This is a genomic window from Martinezella sp. CNPSo 3890, from assembly GCF_057784455.1.
Genome location: NZ_JBXSOR010000004.1, coordinates 386,067 through 406,817, shown reverse-complemented (window position 1 = coordinate 406,817; position 20,751 = coordinate 386,067). Strand labels below are relative to the sequence as shown.

20 protein-coding genes are annotated in these 20,751 nt (G+C 58.9%); 11 read left to right on the top strand and 9 right to left on the bottom strand.

Annotated features, from left to right (window positions below):
- Nucleotides 1-16: 16 nt before the first annotated feature.
- A complete protein-coding gene (locus AC13RC_RS14600) occupies nucleotides 17-793 on the bottom strand; it encodes an SDR family oxidoreductase (protein ID WP_113389433.1) in 777 nt (258 codons plus the stop codon).
- Between the two features lie 55 nt (nucleotides 794-848).
- A complete protein-coding gene (locus AC13RC_RS14595; RefSeq protein ID WP_488557547.1) occupies nucleotides 849-1,742 on the bottom strand; it encodes an aldose 1-epimerase in 894 nt (297 codons plus the stop codon).
- Nucleotides 1,743-2,120: 378 nt separating this feature from the next.
- Between AC13RC_RS14595 and AC13RC_RS14590 the strand changes: the two genes are divergently transcribed.
- The 4 genes from AC13RC_RS14590 (at nucleotide 2,121) to AC13RC_RS14575 (ending at nucleotide 6,547) form a co-directional block, all read left to right on the top strand.
- A complete protein-coding gene (locus tag AC13RC_RS14590) occupies nucleotides 2,121-3,104 on the top strand; it encodes an arabinose ABC transporter substrate-binding protein (protein ID WP_069610212.1) in 984 nt (327 codons plus the stop codon).
- A gap of 71 nt (nucleotides 3,105-3,175) precedes the next feature.
- A complete protein-coding gene (gene araG, locus AC13RC_RS14585; RefSeq protein WP_488557546.1) occupies nucleotides 3,176-4,681 on the top strand; it encodes an L-arabinose ABC transporter ATP-binding protein AraG in 1,506 nt (501 codons plus the stop codon).
- 16 nt (nucleotides 4,682-4,697) lie between these two features.
- Nucleotides 4,698-5,654: an L-arabinose ABC transporter permease AraH gene (gene araH, locus AC13RC_RS14580; protein ID WP_162748756.1), complete on the top strand. Its 957-nt coding sequence runs from the start codon at nucleotides 4,698-4,700 to the stop codon at nucleotides 5,652-5,654.
- A 119-nt stretch (nucleotides 5,655-5,773) separates the two neighbouring features.
- The gene (locus AC13RC_RS14575; RefSeq protein ID WP_488557545.1) at nucleotides 5,774-6,547 is read left to right on the top strand and encodes a FadR/GntR family transcriptional regulator; all 774 of its coding nucleotides are present in this window, start codon (nucleotides 5,774-5,776) and stop codon (nucleotides 6,545-6,547) included.
- A gap of 38 nt (nucleotides 6,548-6,585) precedes the next feature.
- Here the strand turns inward: AC13RC_RS14575 and AC13RC_RS14570 are convergent, their stop codons facing one another.
- Nucleotides 6,586-7,359 (bottom strand): SDR family oxidoreductase, encoded by a 774-nt coding sequence (locus tag AC13RC_RS14570; protein WP_488557544.1) that lies wholly within the window; start codon nucleotides 7,357-7,359, stop codon nucleotides 6,586-6,588.
- A gap of 134 nt (nucleotides 7,360-7,493) precedes the next feature.
- On the opposite strand from AC13RC_RS14570, the gene AC13RC_RS14565 reads away from it, so the two are divergent.
- Nucleotides 7,494-8,414, top strand: a complete 921-nt coding sequence (locus tag AC13RC_RS14565; protein WP_145319085.1) for a LysR family transcriptional regulator — start codon at nucleotides 7,494-7,496, stop codon at nucleotides 8,412-8,414.
- A 222-nt stretch (nucleotides 8,415-8,636) separates the two neighbouring features.
- A complete protein-coding gene (locus tag AC13RC_RS14560) occupies nucleotides 8,637-9,020 on the top strand; it encodes a YybH family protein (RefSeq protein ID WP_113350696.1) in 384 nt (127 codons plus the stop codon).
- A 38-nt stretch (nucleotides 9,021-9,058) separates the two neighbouring features.
- Here the strand turns inward: AC13RC_RS14560 and AC13RC_RS14555 are convergent, their stop codons facing one another.
- A complete protein-coding gene (locus tag AC13RC_RS14555) occupies nucleotides 9,059-10,342 on the bottom strand; it encodes a cystathionine gamma-synthase family protein (RefSeq protein WP_488557543.1) in 1,284 nt (427 codons plus the stop codon).
- Between the two features lie 336 nt (nucleotides 10,343-10,678).
- Here AC13RC_RS14555 and AC13RC_RS14550 point away from each other — a divergent pair, with 336 nt between their 5' ends.
- Nucleotides 10,679-11,458: a class I SAM-dependent methyltransferase gene (locus tag AC13RC_RS14550; protein WP_488557542.1), complete on the top strand. Its 780-nt coding sequence runs from the start codon at nucleotides 10,679-10,681 to the stop codon at nucleotides 11,456-11,458.
- Nucleotides 11,459-11,561: 103 nt separating this feature from the next.
- Here the strand turns inward: AC13RC_RS14550 and ppk2 are convergent, their stop codons facing one another.
- Together ppk2 and AC13RC_RS14540 are read right to left on the bottom strand one after the other, a co-directional pair.
- On the bottom strand, nucleotides 11,562-12,476 hold the full coding sequence (ppk2, locus tag AC13RC_RS14545) for a polyphosphate kinase 2 (protein WP_113329530.1): 915 nt from the start codon (nucleotides 12,474-12,476) through the stop codon (nucleotides 11,562-11,564).
- Between the two features lie 96 nt (nucleotides 12,477-12,572).
- A complete protein-coding gene (locus AC13RC_RS14540; protein WP_113329531.1) occupies nucleotides 12,573-13,361 on the bottom strand; it encodes a 3-hydroxybutyrate dehydrogenase in 789 nt (262 codons plus the stop codon).
- Nucleotides 13,362-13,567: 206 nt separating this feature from the next.
- On the opposite strand from AC13RC_RS14540, the gene AC13RC_RS14535 reads away from it, so the two are divergent.
- Nucleotides 13,568-14,314: an acetoacetate decarboxylase gene (locus AC13RC_RS14535; RefSeq protein WP_113329532.1), complete on the top strand. Its 747-nt coding sequence runs from the start codon at nucleotides 13,568-13,570 to the stop codon at nucleotides 14,312-14,314.
- Nucleotides 14,315-14,352: 38 nt separating this feature from the next.
- The gene (locus AC13RC_RS14530) at nucleotides 14,353-15,510 is read left to right on the top strand and encodes a patatin-like phospholipase family protein (RefSeq protein ID WP_488557541.1); all 1,158 of its coding nucleotides are present in this window, start codon (nucleotides 14,353-14,355) and stop codon (nucleotides 15,508-15,510) included.
- Between the two features lie 113 nt (nucleotides 15,511-15,623).
- On the opposite strand, the gene AC13RC_RS14525 is transcribed toward AC13RC_RS14530, so the two are convergent.
- Nucleotides 15,624-16,244 (bottom strand): CGNR zinc finger domain-containing protein, encoded by a 621-nt coding sequence (locus AC13RC_RS14525; protein ID WP_488557540.1) that lies wholly within the window; start codon nucleotides 16,242-16,244, stop codon nucleotides 15,624-15,626.
- 307 nt (nucleotides 16,245-16,551) lie between these two features.
- Between AC13RC_RS14525 and AC13RC_RS14520 the strand changes: the two genes are divergently transcribed.
- Both AC13RC_RS14520 and AC13RC_RS14515 read left to right on the top strand, forming a co-directional pair.
- Nucleotides 16,552-17,394 carry an alpha/beta fold hydrolase gene (locus AC13RC_RS14520; protein WP_145319071.1) on the top strand — a complete coding sequence of 281 codons (843 nt, stop codon included), beginning with the start codon at nucleotides 16,552-16,554 and terminating at the stop codon, nucleotides 17,392-17,394.
- 355 nt (nucleotides 17,395-17,749) lie between these two features.
- The gene (locus AC13RC_RS14515; protein WP_488557539.1) at nucleotides 17,750-18,574 is read left to right on the top strand and encodes a DUF535 family protein; all 825 of its coding nucleotides are present in this window, start codon (nucleotides 17,750-17,752) and stop codon (nucleotides 18,572-18,574) included.
- Between the two features lie 23 nt (nucleotides 18,575-18,597).
- Here AC13RC_RS14515 and AC13RC_RS14510 read toward each other — a convergent pair whose 3' ends face one another.
- Together AC13RC_RS14510 and AC13RC_RS14505 are read right to left on the bottom strand one after the other, a co-directional pair.
- Nucleotides 18,598-19,827 carry an ATP-binding protein gene (locus AC13RC_RS14510; RefSeq protein WP_488557538.1) on the bottom strand — a complete coding sequence of 410 codons (1,230 nt, stop codon included), beginning with the start codon at nucleotides 19,825-19,827 and terminating at the stop codon, nucleotides 18,598-18,600.
- Nucleotides 19,824-20,516 carry a response regulator gene (locus AC13RC_RS14505; protein WP_145319062.1) on the bottom strand — a complete coding sequence of 231 codons (693 nt, stop codon included), beginning with the start codon at nucleotides 20,514-20,516 and terminating at the stop codon, nucleotides 19,824-19,826. The genes AC13RC_RS14510 and AC13RC_RS14505 overlap by 4 nt, the downstream gene beginning before the upstream one ends.
- Nucleotides 20,517-20,751 lie beyond the last annotated feature (235 nt).

The following is a 20,751-nucleotide window of genomic DNA, read 5'->3' as shown; positions in this document are numbered from 1 at the left end:
GCCTTCGTTTGCGATACTATTGATGCTGTAACACGCTCAGGCCCCCGTCCACGGTCAGGCAGGCGGCATTCATGAAGGGACACTCGTCCGAGACCATGAAGACCGCTGCCATGGCGATCTCGTGAGGGGTAGCGATGCGGCCGCCCGGATGCAGTTTCATCGTTTCGGCCTTCGCCTTTTCCGGGTCGGGGAAACTGTTCCAGTAATCGATGGCCTTCTGCGTTGCGACATAGCCGGGCGCGAGTGCGTTCACGCGCACGTTCTTCGAGGCATATTCGATCCCCAGAGATTTGGTCATGCCGAGAAGAGCATGCTTGGCAAGCGGGTAGGGGAAGGTATGCGGGATGATCGTGAAGGCGTGGGTTGAAGCGATGTTGAGTATGACGCCGCCGCCACGGGCGATCATCTCGGGCAGCACGGACCGGCAGCAATTCCAGGCGCCCTTGAGATTGATGTCAAAGCAGCGCTCCCAGTCCTCGTCCGTCGTCTTCAACGGCTCGGCAAAGACGTTGACCCCGGCATTGTTGACAAGCGCATTGATGCTGCCGATTTCGCCGGATGCTCTGGCCACGGCTGCGCGCACGGCTTCGGCATCGGTGATGTCGGCCGCCTGATAGCCAAGATTGGCACCGTCTTCCTTCAACCTATCCGCAGCTTGTTCCAGCAGAGCTTCGTCGCGATCGATCAGGAAGATGCTTGCATCTTCAGCCATGCATGCCTCGGCTATGGCCAGCCCGATCCCCTGCGCGGCTCCGGTAATGAAGATCCGTTTTCCCGAAAGGCGATTTGACATTCAGTGTTCCTCTTTGTGCTGGGGCGGAAATCTCGCGGTCAGCCGACCGCCCAGGCTACCGCGAATATTCCTGTGGCCGCAGGCGGATCGATCCTGCAAATGTCTCTCCCGGCTGCAGGATTTTCAAATCTCCGAAGTCGGGGAGATTGTGACCGTTGGCGATGTGGGACATAGGCTCGAAGCAGAAATAATCATGGCTAAAGGTCGGATTGAAGTTCGTATCTGGAATGAAGATGAATGCGTGTCTGACTGAAGCGTCGGCGGTCAGCCGCAGGCCTGCATGTCTCTCCGGCCAGACGATCTCCGCTTCGCCGCTCCATCCCTCGAAGCCGTTGTTGACCCAACGGCGAGGCAGGGGTGAGGGCGCGGAAAAGTCGAGATCGTCCGGAATCTCGGTACGTTCTCCCGGAAGCCAGCCTTCCGTTTCCGTCCAAAATCGCTGCGCCGGCGCAAAGAGTGTCGTCTCAGGGGTCATCGGGAAGTATGGATGCCAGCCAAGCCCGAAGGGCAGCGCCTCCTTGCCAGTGTTCTCAACGCTCATGTGAAGCATCAGCTCTTCGGATGACAGCGCGATGATCTGCCTCGCTGCGTAACTGTAGGGCGTATCGCCCTCCCGATGATGAAAGCCGATCTGCAATTCGTTGCCGAGGCGGGAGAGGACGGACCATTCGGCTTGCCAACCGTCGCCATGAAGGTAGTGAGGATCCGAAGCCGTGTTCGGCCTCAGCCGATAGTTGCGCCCCGCGAACGCGAAACGATTGTTTCGCACGCGGTTGCCGAAGGGAACGAGGGGATAGCAGGCGGAGGCGGATGCATGCGCATCGTCCGGTGCGGATCTCAATAGCGCAATCCTGCGCCCCTCCACCGTCCAGGCATAATCGAGCAATGTGCCGCCGAAGGTTGAAACGCGAGCAGAAAGCGAACCGTCCCGCAAATCGATGATGGTCATTAAGCGGTTGCCTTCTCCCTACAACCAAGGCCGGTGCCGAACGCACGACACCCTATATCTGCCTCGGCCATGTCAACGGATATATATGATTTATTTTCGGATCCTCTCTGAGGTTCTTGCCGGTATATCCCGCAATATATCCCTGTTCGGCATCTTAAGCGAGCCTTTGGCGATCAGATAATGCCGCAACGGCATAAATAATCATACATAAATATTGACTGGTATGATGTTTTTTCATATTCAAGGTGTCGGGTCCGTTGAGCTGTAAATGCAGTTTAATTGTTATACAAATAATTGACTCGTATTACAATATAACTTACGGAAATCGAGCGGCTCCCGGGAGATGGATGGGGACGCGCAAACAAAGGGAGAGAGATCATGCGCTTTTTCAAAGCGGCTATCCTTGCCGGCACCTTTGCCGTTCTGGCGGCCGGCTCTGCTTTCGCGGAGGACGTCAAGATCGGCTTCATCGTGAAGCAGCCCGAAGAACCATGGTTCCAGGACGAATGGAAATTCGCCGACCAGGCGGCCAAGGAGAAGGGTTTCACGCTCGTCAAGATCGGCGCTGAGGATGGCGAGAAGGTTCAGTCGGCGATCGACAATCTCGGTGCGCAAGGGGCGCAGGGCTTTATCATCTGCACGCCGGACGTAAAGCTCGGCCCTGGAATCGTTGCCAAGGCTGCCGCCAATCAGCTGAAACTGATGACCGTCGACGACCGCCTGGTGAATGCCGAGGGCAAGCCGCTCGAAGATGTGCCGCATATGGGCATTTCCGCAACGAAGATCGGCGAGACCGTGGGCCAAGCGATCGTCGACGAAATCAAGAAGCGCGGCTGGGACATGAAGAATGTCGGCGCGATCCGCGTGTCCTACGATCAGCTGCCGACCGCCGTCGACCGCGTCGAAGGCGCGATCTCGGTTCTGAAGGCCGCAGGCTTTCCGGCTGCGAATATCTACGACGCGCCGCAGGCCAAGACCGATACGGAAGCAGCGCTCAACGCTGCGACCACCGTTCTCAACAAGCATGCCGATATCAAATACTGGGTTGCCTTCGGCCTTAACGACGAAGCTGTGCTGGGCGCCGTCCGCGCCTCGGAATCGGTCGGCATTCCCGCAACGAACATGATCGGCGTTGGTATCGGCGGCGCGGATTCGGCGATCAACGAATTCAAGAAGCCCGCCGCGACCGGCTTCTTCGGCACGGTCATCATCTCACCGAAGCGCCATGGCTATGAGACGGCGCTCAACATGTATGACTGGATCGCCAACAGCAAGGAGCCGCCGAAGCTCACGCTCACTTCCGGTTCCCTCGCACTGCGCGGCGACTATGAGAAAGTTCGCAAGGATCTCGGCATCGAATGATCATCCAGGCAGGATGATGTCCGTCCGGCGGCCTCACAAATGCCGCCGGACCTTCTCTCGATGGAGCAAGTATGGCTTTCCTTGAATTCAAGGGCATTTCCAAGGGTTATCCCGGTGTCCAGGCGCTGTCGAACGTCTCTTTCGATGTCGAAAGGGGTGCCGTGCACGGGCTGATGGGCGAAAACGGCGCCGGCAAGTCGACACTGATCCGGGTTCTCTCCGGCGATCAGGCCGCCGATAGCGGCAGCATTGTCATCGATGGCGTGGAGCAACACTATAGCTCTGTCCGCGATGCCTTTCATGCCGGCGTCATCGTCATCCATCAGGAACTGCAGCTGGTGCCGGAACTGACGGTTGCCGAAAACCTCTGGCTCGGCCGTTTTCCCGGCAAGGCCGGCGTGATCGACGGCAAGACGCTGATCGAGACCGTTCGCACGAAGCTCAAGGAAATCGGCATCGATGTCGATCCTGCGGCAAAGGTATCCTCGCTGTCGATCGGCGCGCGCCAGATGGTGGAGATCGCCAAGGCCGTCATGGTTGATGCGCGGGTGATCGCGCTCGATGAGCCGACCTCTTCGCTCTCGTCACGTGAAAGTGAAATCCTGTTTTCCCTGATCGACCGGCTGAGAGCCAACGGCACCGTCATTCTTTATGTCTCGCATCGCCTGGATGAGATATTCCGGCTCTGCGATAGCCTCACCGTGTTGCGCGACGGCAAGCTTGCGGCCCATCATCCTGACATTGCCGATACGACGCGCGAACAGATCATCTCGCAAATGGTCGGCCGGGAGATCAGCAATATTTGGGGCTGGCGCGAACGCCCGCTTGGCGAGGTGCGTCTGGAAGTCAAGGGTCTCTCCGGTTCTAAGTTGCGCAATCCCGTCAGCTTCTCGGTTCGCAAGGGCGAAATCCTTGGCTTTTTCGGCCTCATCGGTGCCGGCCGAAGCGAAATGGCCCGCCTTCTCTATGGTGCCGATCATCGTCATCAGGGCAGCGTCTCGATAGACGGCGTTGCCGTCGCGCCGAACAATCCGAAGGCGGCCATCAGTGCCGGCATGGTTCTCTGCCCTGAAGATCGAAAGTTCGACGGCATCATTCAGGGGCGATCGATCGAGGAAAACATTGCGATTTCTTCGCGGCGGCATTTCTCGCCCTTCGGCATCCTCAATCCGAAGAAGGAAGCCTCGGTCGCCGATCAGTTCATCGCCAAGCTCAGGGTCCGTACGCCCTCCCGCAAGCAGGATATCGTCAATCTCTCGGGCGGCAACCAGCAGAAGGTCATCCTTGGCCGCTGGCTTTCGGAACAGGGTGTCAAGGTCCTCGTCATCGACGAGCCGACGCGCGGCATCGATGTCGGCGCCAAATCGGAAATCTACGAAATTCTCTACGAGCTGGCGGCTGGCGGCATGGCGATCGTCGTCATCTCCAGCGAGCTTCCCGAGGTCATGGGCATTTCCGATCGCATCATGGTCATGTGCCAGGGGCGCGTCGCAGCCAATGTCGCTCGCGCCGATTTCGACGAACGGGCCATTCTGACCGCAGCCTTGCCCGATAAGAATGCCGCCGGCACGATCTAATTCAGGAATGGTAGTGATGAATTCGTTGAAAAAAATTCTCCTCGGCGAACAGGGCCTCGTGGTGATCTTCGCGATCGCCTTCGTGATCGTCTCGCTCTTTGTGCCGAGCTTCCTGACGGAGCGCAACATGCTCGGTCTGCTGCAGTCGGTGGTGACGATCGGCATCGTCGCCTGCACGATGATGTTCTGCCTGGCCTCGCGCGACTTCGATCTCTCGGTCGGCTCGACGGTCGCCTTCTCGGGCATGATCGCCGTCATGGTGTCGAACTCCACCGGCTCCATTCCGCTCGGCCTGCTCGCCGCGCTGATCTGCGGCAGCGTCGTCGGCGTCGTCAATGGCGTCGTCATCGCCAAGTTCCGCATCAACGCGCTGATCACCACGCTCGCGACGATGCAGATCGTGCGCGGCCTCGCCTTGATCGCGTCTGATGGCCGTGCCGTCGGCATCAACGATCCGGCCTTCTATCAGCTCGCGCTGTCGCGCTTTCTGACGGTGCCGACGCCGATCTGGATCATGGTGCTGCTCTTCATCATCTTCGGCTTTACGCTCAACCGCACTGTTTTCGGCAAGAACACGCTTGCGATCGGCGGCAATCCCGAGGCGTCGCGTCTGGCCGGCGTCAATGTCGTCAACATGCGGATCTGGATCTTTGCCTTGCAGGGTCTCGTCTGCGCCATTGCCGGCATTCTGCTTGCCTCGCGCATCACCTCGGGCCAGCCGAACGCGGCAACCGGGCTCGAGCTTTCCGTCATCTCGGCCTGCGTGCTTGGCGGCGTGTCTCTCGCGGGCGGCCGTGCAGCGATGACCGGCGTGATCGTCGGCGTCCTCATCATGGGCATTGCCGAGAACGTCATGAACCTGCTCAATATCCAGGCCTTCTATCAATATCTCGTGCGCGGCTGCATTCTGCTGCTTGCCGTTCTGTTGGACAATCTGCGCTCGTCCGCGGTAGGGCGTGGCAGTCGTTTGTAACGGTCGGATTTCCTTGGAGAAGTTTGGGGAGAAGTTTATCGAGCTTGCAGTTGCGCATTGATGCCGGAGCGTGGTGCCGCTCATGATCGCTGATGGGTCAGCGGAAGGGAGTGCTAGGGATGAGTACGCGTTTGGGGTCTTTACGGACGCCGGCCGGGGCCGCGCCTGAGCAGGGAAGGCGTACCGTGCGCGAGGAGCTGTTGAAGAAGCTCATCGGCCAGATCGTCTCGGGCTCTCTCGCCGAGGGCTCGGTTCTTCCCAATGAGGCTGAACTCTCGGAAGTTTACGGCGTTAGCCGCACCAGCCTGCGCGAAGCCATGCAATATTTGTCGGCGCTGGGGATGGTCCGTTCGCGCACCCGCGCCGGTACCACTGTTCTGCCACGAGAGAACTGGAACTATCTGGACCCGCTGGTTCTCGATGCGACCCTGGCACTCAGCAATGACCGCAGCTTCTACGATTCCCTGCTCGATGCGCGGCAAGTGCTGGAACCCGCCGCCGCCGCACAGGCGGCTGCTAATGCCACGGCCAAGCAGCTCGCACAGATTGCCGAGGCCTTCGAGGACATGGTCGCTGCCAATGCCCGCGACAACGAGGCATGGAGCCAAGCAGATCTGGAGTTTCATACCGCGATCATCAATGCTAGCGGCAATTGGGTTTTCCGCCAGTTCGCCACTGCGATCCGCGCCGCTTTGCTCGCGAGTTTTCGCCTGACCAACCGGGCCAGCCAGTCGCATGATTACGCGATCGCGCGCCATCAGGATGTGCTGGATGCGATCCGCATGCGCCGGCCCGATGCTGCACGTTTTGCCATGGAGCAGCTCATCGGAACGGCCAGAATGGAGCTTAGCGACGCCCTGCGTGCCGCTAAGCTGAAGGACGGATCGGAATAGGCTGCTTTTTGGACAGGCCGGAAGCAGATACGACCCGTTTACTTTGTCGTATAGCCACCGTTGACGAGAATGGTCTGTCCGGTCATCCACCAACCGTCGGAGACCAGGAACCGGATATAGGGCACGATATCCTCGATATCGGTAAGGCCGGTCTTCGAAAACTTCGAGAGAGCGGCGGCGCCCTTGTGATAGGCCTGGGCATCGGCGCTTTCCGCTGGGTAGAAGAACGGCGTGTCCATCGGACCGGGGCCGATCGCGGTCACCGAGATGCCGCGATCGCCGAATTCCTTGGCCGCAGCGCGGGTAAAATGCTCGACTGGCGCCTTGGTCCCGGCATAGCTTGAATAGAACGGCGTGAAGGCACCGAGCAGCGACGTGACGAGCGTGCAGATCTTGCCGTTGTCGTTGAGCGATTTGCCGGCCTCCTTGAGGAAGAAGAAGGCCGATTTCGAATTGACGGCACTCATCTCGTCATATTCTGCCTCGGAGATATCGACGATCGGCTTCTTCAGCACCTTACCGACCGTATTGATCGCAATATCGGGGCGGCCGAAGGCGGCCATGGCCTCGGCAAAGAGTTTCTCCACCGCGCCTGCTGTCGTGAGATTGGCCTGGAATGCGGCAGCTTCGGCACCGGCTGCCTTGATGGCCGCAACTGTCGCATCCGCATCGGCCTTGGTAGCGGCGCTGTTGTAGTGGATGGCGATCGCTTTTGCGCCGTGCGCTGCGAAGTCGCGGGCGATCAGGCCGCCGAGATTCTTGGCGCCGCCGGCAATGATGACGGTTTTCCCTTTGATCGAATGATCGGTCATGAAAGAGCCCTCCTTGAGAAGTGGGACGGCACCGTGCCGCCCTTCCTGAAGCAAATCTATCGTCTGGAATTTGCCGATAAAGCGGTCTAATTTGACATCATCTGTCAGAATTAACGGACAATAGCGGTATAGCTTTGGATCGCATCGACCTCTTCAGGATTTTCACGCGTGTCGTGGAATGCAGCAGCTTCACCCGCGCAGCGGATACGTTGGGCTTGCCGCGCTCCTCGGTCTCCGCTGCCGTCATGGAGCTGGAGGGCCGCGTCGGCGCGCGTCTGCTTCACCGCAGTACGCGCAAGGTGTCGCCCACCCAGGATGGCACGGCCTTCTACGACCGCTGCCTGAGGGTAATTGCCGATGTGGAGGAGACGGAAAGCCTGTTTCGACAGAGTGACGCCAAACCATCCGGTAAATTGCGGACGGATGTGCCGGGCCGCATCGGTCGCCTGATCATAGCGCCGGCGCTGCCATCGTTTCTCGATCAGTTTCCCGATATCGAAGTGGATCTCGGCGTTACCGACCGTGCCGTCAATCTGGTGGAGGACAGCGTCGATTGCGTGTTGCGCGTCGGCCCGCTTGTTGATTCAGGGCTGATTGCCCGGCCGATCGGAAAATTGCCGCTCATCAATGTCGCAAGTCCTGCCTATCTGTCGAGGCATGGTACGCCGCAAACGCCCGAAGATCTCGGCCGCCATTGGGCCGTGAATTATGCCTCGCCCTCGACCGGGCGAACCGAGCCCTGGGAATGGTTGGAAGACGGGGTATTGCGCAGCCTGCCGATGCGAGGCCGCGTGACCGTCAATAGCGCCGAGGCCTATATCGCCTGCTGCGTTGCGGGCCTGGGTTTGATCCAGAATCCGGCCTATGACCTACGCCAGCATCTGGAGGCGGGCGAACTTGTCGAGGTCATGCCAGATTATCGAGCGGAACCGCTGCAGATGACGTTGCTCTATCCGCATCGCAGGCATCTCTCCCGCCGCGTTCATGTTTTCGCCGACTGGCTACAGGCGCTCCTGGAGGAGACCGTGATCCCTCGCTCGAGCTCGTTCGAATGAAAAGCCGGATGGACGTGAGAAACGCCCACGATGCGGACGGCTTGTTTGTTCAGTTTACGGTCACTTGCCGTTATGATGTCGATCTGGAAGCCAAGATCTGGGCAGGCGATTGATCACACGGGATAGGTCGCAATGGTAAACCTGTTCAACCGACAGGCTGCCGCTGACAGGGGGCAGATCGCAGCCGCCCGGTAGCGCGGCGCCTATCGAGGAGAATTCGGAATGACCGACGATGAAAAGGCAATCCGGAAAGTCGTGGAAACCTGGATTGCCGCGAGCAAGGCGGGCGATACGGCAACCGTCCTAGGACTGATGACGGACGATGTCATCTTCATGGTTCCCGGCCAGGAACCCTTCGGCAAGGCGGCATTTGCCGCGGTTTCCAAAGGCATGGAGGGCATGAAGATGGAGGGTGCGAGCGAGATCGTCGAACTGCAGGTGCTCGGCGACTGGGCCTATATCCGCAATCACATCGACATGACGGTGACACCGCCGGGTGGCGACGCCGTTCATCGATCGGGTTATACGCTCACGCTTCTGCGCAAGGAGGCTGACGGGGAGTGGCGCCTCGCACGCGATGCCAACCTTCTGGCCGTGCGGCCCTGATCCATCTCACTCCCAGTCTTTCGGCCGCATAGGCTTTATCAGGCGGCGTCGAGGGAAGCAGCAAGATCGGCAATCAGGTCATCGGGGTGTTCAATCCCGATCGACAGGCGGATCGTCGATTCCAGCACGCCGATGCGATGGCGTACATCCACAGGCACACCGGAATGCGTCGTCGTTGCCGGATGGGAGGCTAGCGATTCCGTGCCGCCGAGGCTGACGGCCAGCTTGAAGATCTGCAGTGCGTTCAGGAATTTGAACGATGCCGGCTGGCCACCCTTGATGTCGAAGGAGAAGGTGGAGCCCGCACCGCTGCACTGGGCGGCGAAGGTACGGCCCGTTGCCGAGGATGGATCCGTGTAGGGGAGATAGTGGATTTGCTCGACCTTCGGATGATCCCGCAGGAAATCGGCGACCGCCCGTGCGTTGCTGTTTGCCCGTTCCATGCGGATCTGCAGCGTTTCCAGCGACCTGCCGAGCATCCAGCAGGAATGCGGATCGAGCTGAGTGCCGATCGCTCCGCGCAGTGCTTTCACCTGTTTGATGACGGCTTTTGAGCCGAGGGCGGCGCCGGCGATCAGATCGGAATGGCCGCCAACATATTTGGTCAGCGAATAGAGGGAGATATCGGCCCCGTGCTCGATCGGCCGCTGAAAGACCGGGCCGAGCAGCGTATTGTCGCAGGCGATGATCGGCGGGTGTCCTTGCCTCTTGCCGATCGCATCGGCAATGCGGCGGATCATGGCGATATCGACGAGACTGTTCGTGGGGTTGGCCGGTGTTTCCACCAGAATGACCGAGACACGGCCTTTGGTCATCGCTTCCTCGGCAGCTGCCGTCACCGAGCCTTCGTTGACGCCATCGGCGAAGCCGACGGCGGCTACTCCGAGATTGAGGAATGTCTTGGCGACTAGCGTTTCCGTACCGCCATAAAGCGGCTGCGAATGCAGGATCGCATCGCCCGGTCGCGCGAAGGTGAGAAGGGTTGTTGCGATGGCCGACATGCCGGAGGAAAACAGCGCGCCGCTTTCTGCCTTTTCATAGACGGCGAGGCGATCCTCGACGATTTCGCTGTTCGGGTGGTTGAAGCGTGAGTAGACGAGCCCGACGCCAGTGCCCGCCGGCGGCTCGGTGCGGCCGGAGATATAATTGAAGAAATCGCGTCCGTCCTCGGCCGATTTGAAGACGAAGGTGGAGGTCAGGAAAACAGGCGGCTTGACCGCGCCCTCGGACAATTCCGGGTCATAGCCGTAATTCAGCATCTGAGTTTCGGGATGCAGCGCATGGTTGCCGATATGCGTTTTGGACGGATGCGGCGCAGTCATGACGGTCTCCTCGGCCGATGATATGAATTTTAGACTCACATTATACATCACTTAGGATGCCGGCTCGCTATTCGTCATCATCTGCGATGTGGTTTCGGCATTGATCCTAATATGGGCCGGACTATCCAACTCGCGCATGGCTATCCGGAATACGACAGAAAGGCCGCAATATTCGTGAGCGGTGCTCGCCTTGAGGCCGTGCCGTCCCAATTTTCGAGAGCTTCCGGCTTCGCTGCCGCAGTCGTGGCAGAAACGGGGCGTTTCTTGATCGACCGGTTCCAATCGATGAGCAAGCTCGGAGGCGAAATGCATGAAGAAAACCAGTGAGGTTTACATTTGAAATCGGGCGTTCGAAAATTTGTGTTTAGCGATCTTCAGAAAATCGATGGTTACATCGATCCGCCGGATGCGCTTGTCTTCCTGTCTTTGATCGAAAAGCAAAGGCAGGAGAAACTTTATGGCGGCCTCGCCGAAATCGGGGTTTACTACGGGCGGTCCTATTTTTTGCTGCGCAAGATCAGCGCACCCGATGACAACGTGCTTGCGATCGACCTTTTCGACATAGAAGCGGATGGTGCGCAATATCAACGCTTCCTCGACAATGGAAGATCACTGGGCATTCCCGTTGATGAGGATCTCGTCATAACGGGTGATAGCACCGAGCTCGATCCGCAGGCCATCATCGACAAGGTTGGGCAGGTTCGTTTTTTCAGCATCGATGGAGGACATTTGCTTCGCCACATCGTTGCTGATAGCCGGTTGGCGAAGAGCGTATTGGCCGATCATGGCATCATCGCCTTCGACGATACGTTCAATCCGGCCTGGCCGGAGGTTACGGTCGGTGTCTCGGATTTTCTGCGCAGAAACAGCGATAGCTTTGTCGCCTTTTGCGTGACGAAGTACAAGACCTATGTCTGCCGCCGGGATTTTCATGGGCTCTATCGGGCCGCACTTGGCAAAGCACGACATCTCCTGCCGTTTGAGCATGCGGAGATGGATTTTCTTGGCTCGAAAGTTCTCAGGCTGCACAATCCCATCAACCGGAGAGTTGCCTATGAACTCTTGCAGCGGCTGGGTTTGGGCGCCATGTCCGAATGGGCCTATCGTTCAGCCTGACCTTGGGCCGGCCTCGCCTGCAGGTAGCGGAGTGACAGGGATTTCGTTTTTCAAGTAATCCTTCAGAGGGGCCTGCCGGAGGCGGACCCCTCATTGATCCTGATCAGTAGATTTCCGGCACATACATTTCTGGCGGCACCGGCGTACGGTGATAGTCGGCATTGCGCATACGTTCCGGCAGTACGATTTCCGGTTTCGGTACGCTTTCGTAAGGGATCTGGCTCAGAAGGTGGGCGATGCAGTTGAGGCGCGCCTTCTTCTTGTCGACGGCGTGGACGACCCACCACGGCGCTTCCGGAATATGGGTGCGCTCCAGCATCTCTTCCTTGGCCTTGGTATATTCCTCCCAATGCACGCGGCTCTGCAGGTCCATCGGCGACAGTTTCCACTGCTTCAGCGGATCCTGGATGCGCATGTTGAAGCGGAATTCCTGCTCTTCATCGGTGATCGAGAACCAGTATTTGATGAGGATGATGCCGGAGCGAACCAGCATGCGCTCGAAATCCGGCACGGAGCGGAAGAACTCCTCCAATTCCTCCGGCGAGCAGAAGCCCATGACGCGTTCGACGCCGGCGCGGTTATACCAGCTGCGGTCGAACAGCACCATTTCGCCCGCGGTCGGCAGGTGCGCTGTATAGCGCTGGAAGTACCATTGATGCCGTTCGCGCTCGGTCGGTGCCGGCAATGCGACGACGCGGCAGACGCGCGGATTGAGGCGCTGCGTGACGCGCTTGATGGCGCCGCCCTTGCCCGCGGAATCGCGCCCTTCAAACAGCACGACGACCTTCAGCTTCTTGTATTGGACCCAGTCCTGCAGGCGCACGAGCTCGTGCTGAAGCCGGAAAAGTTCGCGGAAATAGACGCGGCGGTCGAGCGTCGCCTCACCTTCGCTGATAAGGCCTTCTGCGACCAGTTCGTCCAGCCGGTCCTCTTCGAGCTGCATCTCCAGCTCTTCGTCGAAGCTGTCGACGATCTCATCCTTGATACGGCTGAGCGGGTCCTGGGTTTCGTCGGTCATTGTGCGCCTCCTGCTCTGTTTTCATGTTGATGCTGCAGCCCTGGGCTGCTGAGAGCCGGCACGGTGCTCAAGCATGTGCCGGCTATGGCTTCCGTGTTATTCGGCGGTCCAGCCGCCATCGACGGAAAGCGTCGTGCCGGTAATCTGCTTGGCGGCGTCACTGCACAGGAACACCGCGATAGCGGCTACTTCGTCGACGGTTACGAACTCCTTCGTCGGCTGGGCGGCCAGCAGCACGTCATGCTTGACCTGCTCTTCCGTCATGTTGCGCGCCTTCATGGTCTCGGGGATCTGCTTTTCGACGAGCGGCGTCCAGACATAGCCGGGCGCTATGGAGTTGACGGTCACGCCGTTCTGAGCGGCTTCGAGGGCGATGGTCTTGGTGAGACCGGTAATGCCGTGCTTGGCCGAAACATAGGCCGATTTGAAAGGCGAGGCGACCAGCGCATGTGCCGAGGACGTATTGATGATGCGGCCCCATTTGCGCGCCTTCATGCCGGGAATGGCGGCCTTGATGGCGTAGAAGGCAGCAAGCAGATTGATGCGGATAATCGCCTCCCATTTGTCGTCGGGAAACTCCTCGATCGGGGCGACGAACTGGATGCCGGCATTGTTGACTAGGACGTCGAGGCTGCCGAAGGCTTCTTCGGCTTCACGCACCATCGATGTCACTTCCTCGCCATTCATCATGTTGGCGCCGGAATAGCGGCACTTCACGCCGAAATCGGCTTCGATCGCCGCGCGCTCCTTTTCGATCGCATCGGCGTCCCCGAGGCCGTTGATCGTGATGTTCGCGCCCTCGGCGGCAAAGGCGCGGGCGATCGCAAGCCCGATACCGCTCGTCGAACCGGTGACCAGCGCATTCTTCGAAGTCAACGAACCCATGATGCAACTCCTGCAATCTCTATGACATGGTTGGGTAGAGGGAAATGCTCAAGATGAGCGCACACTGCCAGCCTGATATGTCGCTTTGATAACAGCGCGGTTTTGCCTCGCGGCGCTGCCAATCATTGGCTGACACTTCACTGTCATGCAACCGTGCAAGTTTTCGCTCTGGCGCCCGGCGATTTCCTCCAACGACGGACAATACGATGAAGGTCGAAGACATTCTGAAGCATGCCTATGCGATGCCGCTGACCAATCCTTCCTATCCTCCAGGGCCTTATCGGTTCTTCGATCGCGAATATATCATCATCACCTATCGCACCACGCGCGAGGCGCTTGAAGCGGTCGTGCCGGCGCCGCTCGAAATCGACGAACCGCTGGTGAAATACGAATTCATCCGCATGCCCGATTCCACTGGCTTTGGTGATTACACCGAGACCGGACAGGTCATCCCCGTGACCTATCGCGGACAAAAGGGTGGCTATGTCCACTCCATGTATCTCGATGACGATGCGCCGATCACCGGCGGCCGCGAAATCTGGGGCTTTCCGAAGAAGCTTGCCAATCCGAAGATCGTCAACGAAGGCGAAGTCATCGTCGGCACGCTGCATTACGGCAGCGTTCTCTGCGCCACGGGCACGATGGGTTACAAACACAAGCCGATCGACCAGGGACCGCTTCTAGCAGCTCTCTCGGAACCGAATTTCCTGATCAAGATCGTGCCGCATGTCGATGCCACGCCGCGTATCTGCGAGCTCGTGCGCTACTATCTGACCGATATCACCATCAAGGAAGCCTGGACTTCGCCGGCTGCCCTCGATCTTCGGCCGCATGTCATGGCCGACGTCGCGCGACTGCCCGTGCTGGAAGTGGTTTCGGCGGTTCATTTTACCGCCGATCTGACGCTCGGGCTAGGCGAAGTCGTTCACGACTATCTCGCCGAGCGCAGGTAGCCGAAAGCCTTATTGTTAGACCATACTGGAGACGGATCGTGCTCGAACGAAATATCAAGGCGGTAGCGCCGACCATCCCGGAAATAGCCGCGCAATATGATCGCGTTGCCCTGGTCTTCCAGGGTGGCGGTGCGCTCGGCGCCTATCAGGCCGGCGTCTATCAGGCGCTTGCCGAAGCGGGATGCGAACCGACCTGGCTCTCGGGCGTCTCCATCGGCGCAGTCAATGCCGCGATCATCGCCGGCAACGAGCCGGGCCGGCGGTTGCAGCGTCTGGAGCAGTTCTGGCAGATCATCTCCGGCCGCAAGATCTGGGCCTATACGCCGGAAGGCGATTTCTTCCGCGATATCCGTAATCGCACCAGTTCCTGGATGACGATGACCATGGGCCAGCCCGGCTTCTTCAAGCCGCGCTTTCCCAACCCATGGTTCGAGCTGCCGGGAGCCGAGGGGGCAACCAGCTTCTACGATTCCGCGGAGTTGAAGAAGACGCTGGAAATGCTGATCGACTTCGACGTGTTGAACGATGGCAAGAAGCGCTTCAGCGTCGGCGCGGTGAATGTCCGCACCGGTAATTTCGTCTATTTCGACACCGACAAAGTGCGCATCGGCCCCGAGCATATCATGGCGAGCGGCGCCCTGCCGCCGGCCTTGCCGTCCATCCGGATCGAAGGCGAATATTACTGGGACGGCGGCATCGTTTCGAATACGCCGCTGCAATATCTGCTCGATCAGGAAGAGGACCGCAGCTCGCTCGTCTTCCAGGTGGATCTTTTCAGCGCCCGCGGCGTCCTGCCGCGCAGCATGCCGGACGTGCTCTCGCGCCACAAGGACATCATGTATTCGAGCCGCACGCGGCAGAACACCGACAATTTCAAACGCATCCACGGGCTGAAGATGAAGCTCCTGAGCGCCCTAAAGCGCGTCCCGAAGGATCAGCTGACCGCGGAAGAGGAAGAGCTAATTGCCGATTATTCCGATGCCGGCGTCGTCAATATCGTGCACCTGATCTATCAGCACAAGAACTACGAAGGTCACGCCAAGGACTATGAGTTCTCCGGCACGTCGATGCGCGAGCATTGGGACATGGGCCTTGAAGATACCAAGCGCACGCTGCGCCATACCGACTGGCTGCTGCCACCCTTCAGCGATGATGCCGTCGCCATTCACGATCTTCACAGGGAAGATCCGGCCTGAGCCAATGGTGTTCTCGGCTCGACTCTGGTGATATCGGGCAGGAGCGAGCTGCGCTTAGCTTCAGCCGTAATTCATGCTTCCAGCAAAATGCCTGTCTTTTTGCAGGACTGGCGTCAGCTTTGCTTGAGCCGATGTCGATGGGCCGCCTGCTTGGAGCGATTGCCGCACATCGCCATGCTGCACCAGCGTCTGCGGCGCCCGCGCGTATGGTCAACGAACATCAGGGTGCATGCATGGCCTTCGCAGGCCTTCACATCGGAAAAATCTTCCGTGCAGACGAAACGTCCCAGCGCTTCACCGATCGGTAATAGCAGCGATTCCGGTGAGCGCCATTTCCGCATCGGCTGAAGGCAGAGTTCGCGATCTTCGCCCGGCTTTCTTGTGACAATCCGGCTAAAACCTTCATCGCGTTCCAGCAGACGGTTCAGCGGTTCCAGATCGTTCAAGGCCTCTGATGCCAGCGGCTTTCCCCTATGGGAGTTTACGAAAGTTCTGAACCACTCACGCAGGCTTCTTGCCTGGTCGGCGACTTTGTCGAGTTCGCCCGGCAGCGCCTGCTTGCGCATGGCGACAAGCGTTTCCCGCGGCACTAGGCCGGCCTGTTCCAGCCAGCGCAGCAGACCCTCTCCATCGTCAATCCAGTCGATCGGCACATCCGCCGGCGTTGCGACCGAATTGAGGAAATCCAGTCCGAGCGTGTCGCCAACGAAGATGGCGGGTGAACGGCTGTCCATCGACTGCTCCTTATTCCGGCCGACAGGGGGCTGAAAGGCCGCTCGAAAACATAGCGGCTATATAACCCTTCCAAAGCCTCTTGACAAGTTACGTATGTGAAGAGTAACCATATCAGCGTCATTAAAGAGGTTATTTATTCCAACTGGCGGGAGAAGGCCAATGCTACTACAGAGGGTCGAGTTGTCCGCGCTGATGATGGCGTCTGTCGCCGATATCGGTGTCAACGCAGGTGTGTCCGCGGCACCATTTGAATTCTGAGAGGTAACCAAAAAAATAGATGTTCATAGGTTACGAAAGGAGCTTAACATGACTGATATCACCTATCGCAGCGTCAACATCGAAGATGTCAAGGTTTTCTACCGTGAAGCGGGCTCGGCCGGCGCGGACAAGCTTCTGCTGCTGCATGGCTTCCCGACTTCCAGCCACATGTTCCGCGATCTCATCCCGCTTCTGGCGGATCGCTACCACATCATCGCCCCAGATCTACCCGGCTTCGGGCAATCCGACGCGCCGAAGGGCAGCAACACATTCGACAGCATCGCCGAGACGATCGACCGTTTCACGGAAGTCGTTGGCTTCGACCGTTATGCCGTCTATGTCTTCGATTATGGTGCGCCGACCGGCTTCCGACTGGCGTTGAAGCATCCGGAACGGATCACGGCGATTATCTCCCAGAACGGCAATGCCTATGAAGAAGGCTTGAGCGAAGGTTGGAATCCGATCCAAGCCTATTGGCGCGAAGCCTCCGAGGAAAATCGTAACGCCCTGAAGGCATTCCTTCAGCCGGACGCGACGGCGTGGCAATACACGCATGGTGTCCCGGACCCCTCGAAGGTCTCTCCCGACGGCTATTCGCTCGATAGTCTCTATATGGCCCGACCTGGTTCGGAGAAGGTGCAGCTCGATCTTTTCGGCGATTACAAGAGCAACGTCGCGCTCTATCCGACCTTCCAGAATTATTTCAGAACCTACAAGCCGCGTCTGCTTGCGGTCTGGGGCAGGCACGATCCCTTCTTCTTGCCGCCAGGTGCCGAGGCCTATCGCCGGGACATTCCAGACGCGGTGGTCAAATTCTTTGATACCGGCCATTTTGCTCTAGAAACCCACGCTGCCGAGATCGCAGTCGAAATCCGCGCTTTCCTGGGTTGATATCAAGCCGGGCCGTGCCGGCGTTCGATCGGCGCGGTCGGGATCATTCGCAATGCAAATGGGAGGAGACCGCAGAGCTGATGCCTTTCGTGATTTCCTCGAGCGCATCAGATCGCTTAGGCTCGGAGCCCTTCGTGGCATGCCTCATGAAAGGCTGATCTTGTCTTGACGCTACCTTGACAATCCCAACGCAGATGGTTCGGCGAAACCAAATCCGTCGGACTTTCGCATGAATCAAAAGACATCAGTTGCTGCGGCGCCGGAGCGCCTCCTATCCAAGATTTCCCCTTGTACTGCGTTGCCGCCAACGGCTTCCCGACCGCCTATATCGCGATACATCGTCATCTGGAGAATATTGACCTTAAGCCTGCGCGTGCGCTGGAAGCGTGCTTTTCTCTTCTGGTGCCGCTTTGCTGCAAACCCGCTTCTGACCATTCGTTGGTGGCGCTTTATCGCGGCGTTCGTGACTACGCGCGGGTTGCCGCCGCCGCATGACGAACTGCTGCAGAAGCCGCTTTCGAAGTTTCTTGTCCACGGAATGCCCAATTCCCGTCGGCTCTCCCTTCTCATCGAGCATTTTTCGATTGCTGAAACCATCCTCTCCAGAGACAGCATGATACGGCTCTGGCGCGGCGAATGGCTGGAAATGGGCACAGTGCAAGGCAAATGCGAGGCATATGCATGCCACATTGCGCTCGCCGACCGCAGCGGCGGCCGCCATGAGGGTGCTTTCGCCATCAAACTCCTGCGCGTGAGCGATCAGGCTGTTCTTTGCACGGTCAGATTCATCTTCGTCAATCAAGGGGTAGAGGGGCGCTATACATTCGTTGTCGGGAGCATGCAGGGGCCGCGCAACGCGAAGCACCGTATCATCGAGGTAACTCGCGATCTCGCCGGCCTCAGGCCCAAAGAGGCGATCCTGATCGTGCTGCAGGGCCTGGCGGCGGAGGGAGGCATGCAGCACTTCCTTGCGGTTTCGCAGGCAAGGCACCCGATTCAATATCGCCGGCGTTCCCGGCAATCGATGCTGCTATCGAACATCGATGCTTTCTGGCTTGAGCGTTCCGGCGAACCGGAGTGCGTCTACGGCTTCCAGATCCCCCATTCGAAAATTCAGAGAGAGGACAGGCGCAGCCAGAAAAAGTCGTGGTTCCTCAATATCGGCGAACTCTTCCACTGACGGCCCGACCGCGGTGGCCCTGTTCAACAAAGCCGGCATTGTCCGGAGGCTGTATCCTGCTCACCGAAACCGCGCGTTTCTCCAGGCATACCGTCCGTCAAATGAATTGCGACCATGGCACCGCCCTCGGGCCGATTTGCGAATTCAAGATGTCCGCCGTGGGCAGCCGCGATTGCCTGCACCACGGATAGTCCCAGCCCGGTGCCGCCGGTCGCCCGCGAACGCGAGGGGTCGCCGCGCCAGAAAGGGTTGACGGCGACGGCATCCATATCCTGCGGAAATCCGGGACCGTGATCGAGAACGCGAATGACGATCCTATCGTCCGCCAGCTGCTCGGTTTCGCATCGCAGCCATCCACCTTCGGCAGCGTAGCGGCACGCATTTTCGAGCAGCGCCAGCACGGCTTGGCGAATGCGGGGGGAGTCGGCTGAGATCCAGGCGGGTTTCAGCTCAGTTTCGACCTGCAGCTTGCTGGCTTCCAGCATGGGTTTTGCCGAGGCGATGACAGTCTCGACCAGCAGGGATGCGTCGATGCGCTGACGTTCCATCACGAGTTTCTGGCCGATGGCGAGCGACAGGGTGCGCAGATCCTCGACAACCCGTCCCAGGCCTTCGACCTGCAGGAGGAGGTCGGAAATGATTTTCCGATCCATCGGAAACACGCCATCGAGCATGCTCTGCAGCGATCCCTGCAGGATGGTCAACGGTGTGCGCAGCTCATGTGCAACCGCCATGTTGTTGAAGCGCAATCTTTCCTCCATCGTCTCCAGGCTGGTCGCAAGGGCGTTGAAGGTTTCAACGAGGCTCGCGACTTCGCGCGTGCTGCGATAGGAGGCTGCGACGCGGACGGAGAAGTCGCCGGACTTCAGGCCCTCGGCGGCGAAAGTGAGATCTTCGAGCGGGCGCGCAAGCCGCCGCGCCAGGAAGACGCCGATTACGGCGCAGAGTAGAGCCGACAAGAGGCCGAAAACGAGGACGGAGAGCTGCACCTTGAGATCCGTTGGTTCCGTCAGCGAAATGAGGTGTTCGACCAGGAGCTTAAGGGAATCTCCGTCGGGAACCTTGTTTTCGCTCAGCATCTTGTAGGTCGCCGCGGCCTTGGGCGGCAGGGCCTCGCTGATGCCTTGCTCCAGATAGGTCGCATACCAGTTGACCCCCAGATAGGTCAGGCCAACGCTGAGCAGCAGCATGATCGTGGTGACTATGGCCGTGAGCGTTGCAAGCGGCGCGCTGGGAATTCTCTGTCTTTTCATCGCGGATCCGAAAAGCGATAGCCGATGCCGCGCACGGCGGGAAAGAAGCCGATCTGCCCCATTTCTTCCAGTTTGCGTCTGAGATTAGAGATGTGGGTATCGACTGTACGCACCAGAGCATCGCTTTCCGGCAGGCAGGCATCGAGAATATCTGCTCGCGCGAAAGCCTGGGTCGGATGGCGGATCATGTAGGCGAGTATGCGGAATTCGCTGAGTGTCAGCGGCAATGCGATACGACGCTCGTCCTTGTTGACGAAGACGGTATAGCTGCCAAAATCAACCTCCAGCGCACCGAAGCGCTTGATGGCTTCTGCGCGCTCGCCCTGCGTCCGGCGCAGGACCGCTCTGACGCGGGCGACGACTTCCTGCGGGTTGAACGGTTTGACGATATAGTCGTCGGCGCCGAGGCGCAACCCGCTCAGGCGGTCTATGTCATCAGCGACGGCGGTGACCATGATGACCGGTGTTGAGCCCGCCTGGCGCAGCCGGCCGAGCACGCCGAAGCCATCCAGTTTCGGCAGGCGAACATCCAGCAACACCAGGTCCGGCTTCAAAAGCGCATGGTGCTGCAAAGCGGTTTCACCATCGCCGGCGCGAACCGTGCGAAAGCCGTCCCGCGTCAGATAGCCCTCGAGTATCTGTGCGATTGCCGGTTCATCCTCGACGATGAGAACGAGACTGTTATCCAAACCCTAGCGCCCTGTGTTTCTTCCGTTTTTCGTTGGGTTTTGTCGCCCTAACCTTACTATTGCGGACAAAGCACGCTTCCGCAATTTCCAAACAGCTTTCCGATCGTTCGACGGTCGATTCTGAACACAGCCTTGATGCGATCTTCGCCATTTCTTGACAATCGGGCTTCAGCTTGGCGCCGTTCCGCCTCTGGAGACATGGCATGTGGAAATTTGCATCGAATTCCTGGAGCTC

Coding starts and splice junctions, on each gene's coding strand:
- AC13RC_RS14540 (WP_113329531.1), bottom strand. CDS start 13,361: ATGGGTTCGTTGACTTCGAAGAATGCGCTGGTCACCGGTTCGACGAGC.
- araG (WP_488557546.1), top strand. CDS start 3,176: ATGGCTTTCCTTGAATTCAAGGGCATTTCCAAGGGTTATCCCGGTGTC.
- AC13RC_RS14570 (WP_488557544.1), bottom strand. CDS start 7,359: ATGACCGATCATTCGATCAAAGGGAAAACCGTCATCATTGCCGGCGGC.
- AC13RC_RS14555 (WP_488557543.1), bottom strand. CDS start 10,342: ATGACTGCGCCGCATCCGTCCAAAACGCATATCGGCAACCATGCGCTG.
- ppk2 (WP_113329530.1), bottom strand. CDS start 12,476: ATGACCGACGAAACCCAGGACCCGCTCAGCCGTATCAAGGATGAGATC.
- AC13RC_RS14520 (WP_145319071.1), top strand. CDS start 16,552: ATGACTGATATCACCTATCGCAGCGTCAACATCGAAGATGTCAAGGTT.
- AC13RC_RS14525 (WP_488557540.1), bottom strand. CDS start 16,244: ATGGACAGCCGTTCACCCGCCATCTTCGTTGGCGACACGCTCGGACTG.
- araH (WP_162748756.1), top strand. CDS start 4,698: ATGAATTCGTTGAAAAAAATTCTCCTCGGCGAACAGGGCCTCGTGGTG.
- AC13RC_RS14535 (WP_113329532.1), top strand. CDS start 13,568: ATGAAGGTCGAAGACATTCTGAAGCATGCCTATGCGATGCCGCTGACC.
- AC13RC_RS14590 (WP_069610212.1), top strand. CDS start 2,121: ATGCGCTTTTTCAAAGCGGCTATCCTTGCCGGCACCTTTGCCGTTCTG.
- AC13RC_RS14600 (WP_113389433.1), bottom strand. CDS start 793: ATGTCAAATCGCCTTTCGGGAAAACGGATCTTCATTACCGGAGCCGCG.
- AC13RC_RS14575 (WP_488557545.1), top strand. CDS start 5,774: ATGAGTACGCGTTTGGGGTCTTTACGGACGCCGGCCGGGGCCGCGCCT.
- AC13RC_RS14510 (WP_488557538.1), bottom strand. CDS start 19,827: ATGAAAAGACAGAGAATTCCCAGCGCGCCGCTTGCAACGCTCACGGCC.
- AC13RC_RS14560 (WP_113350696.1), top strand. CDS start 8,637: ATGACCGACGATGAAAAGGCAATCCGGAAAGTCGTGGAAACCTGGATT.
- AC13RC_RS14595 (WP_488557547.1), bottom strand. CDS start 1,742: ATGACCATCATCGATTTGCGGGACGGTTCGCTTTCTGCTCGCGTTTCA.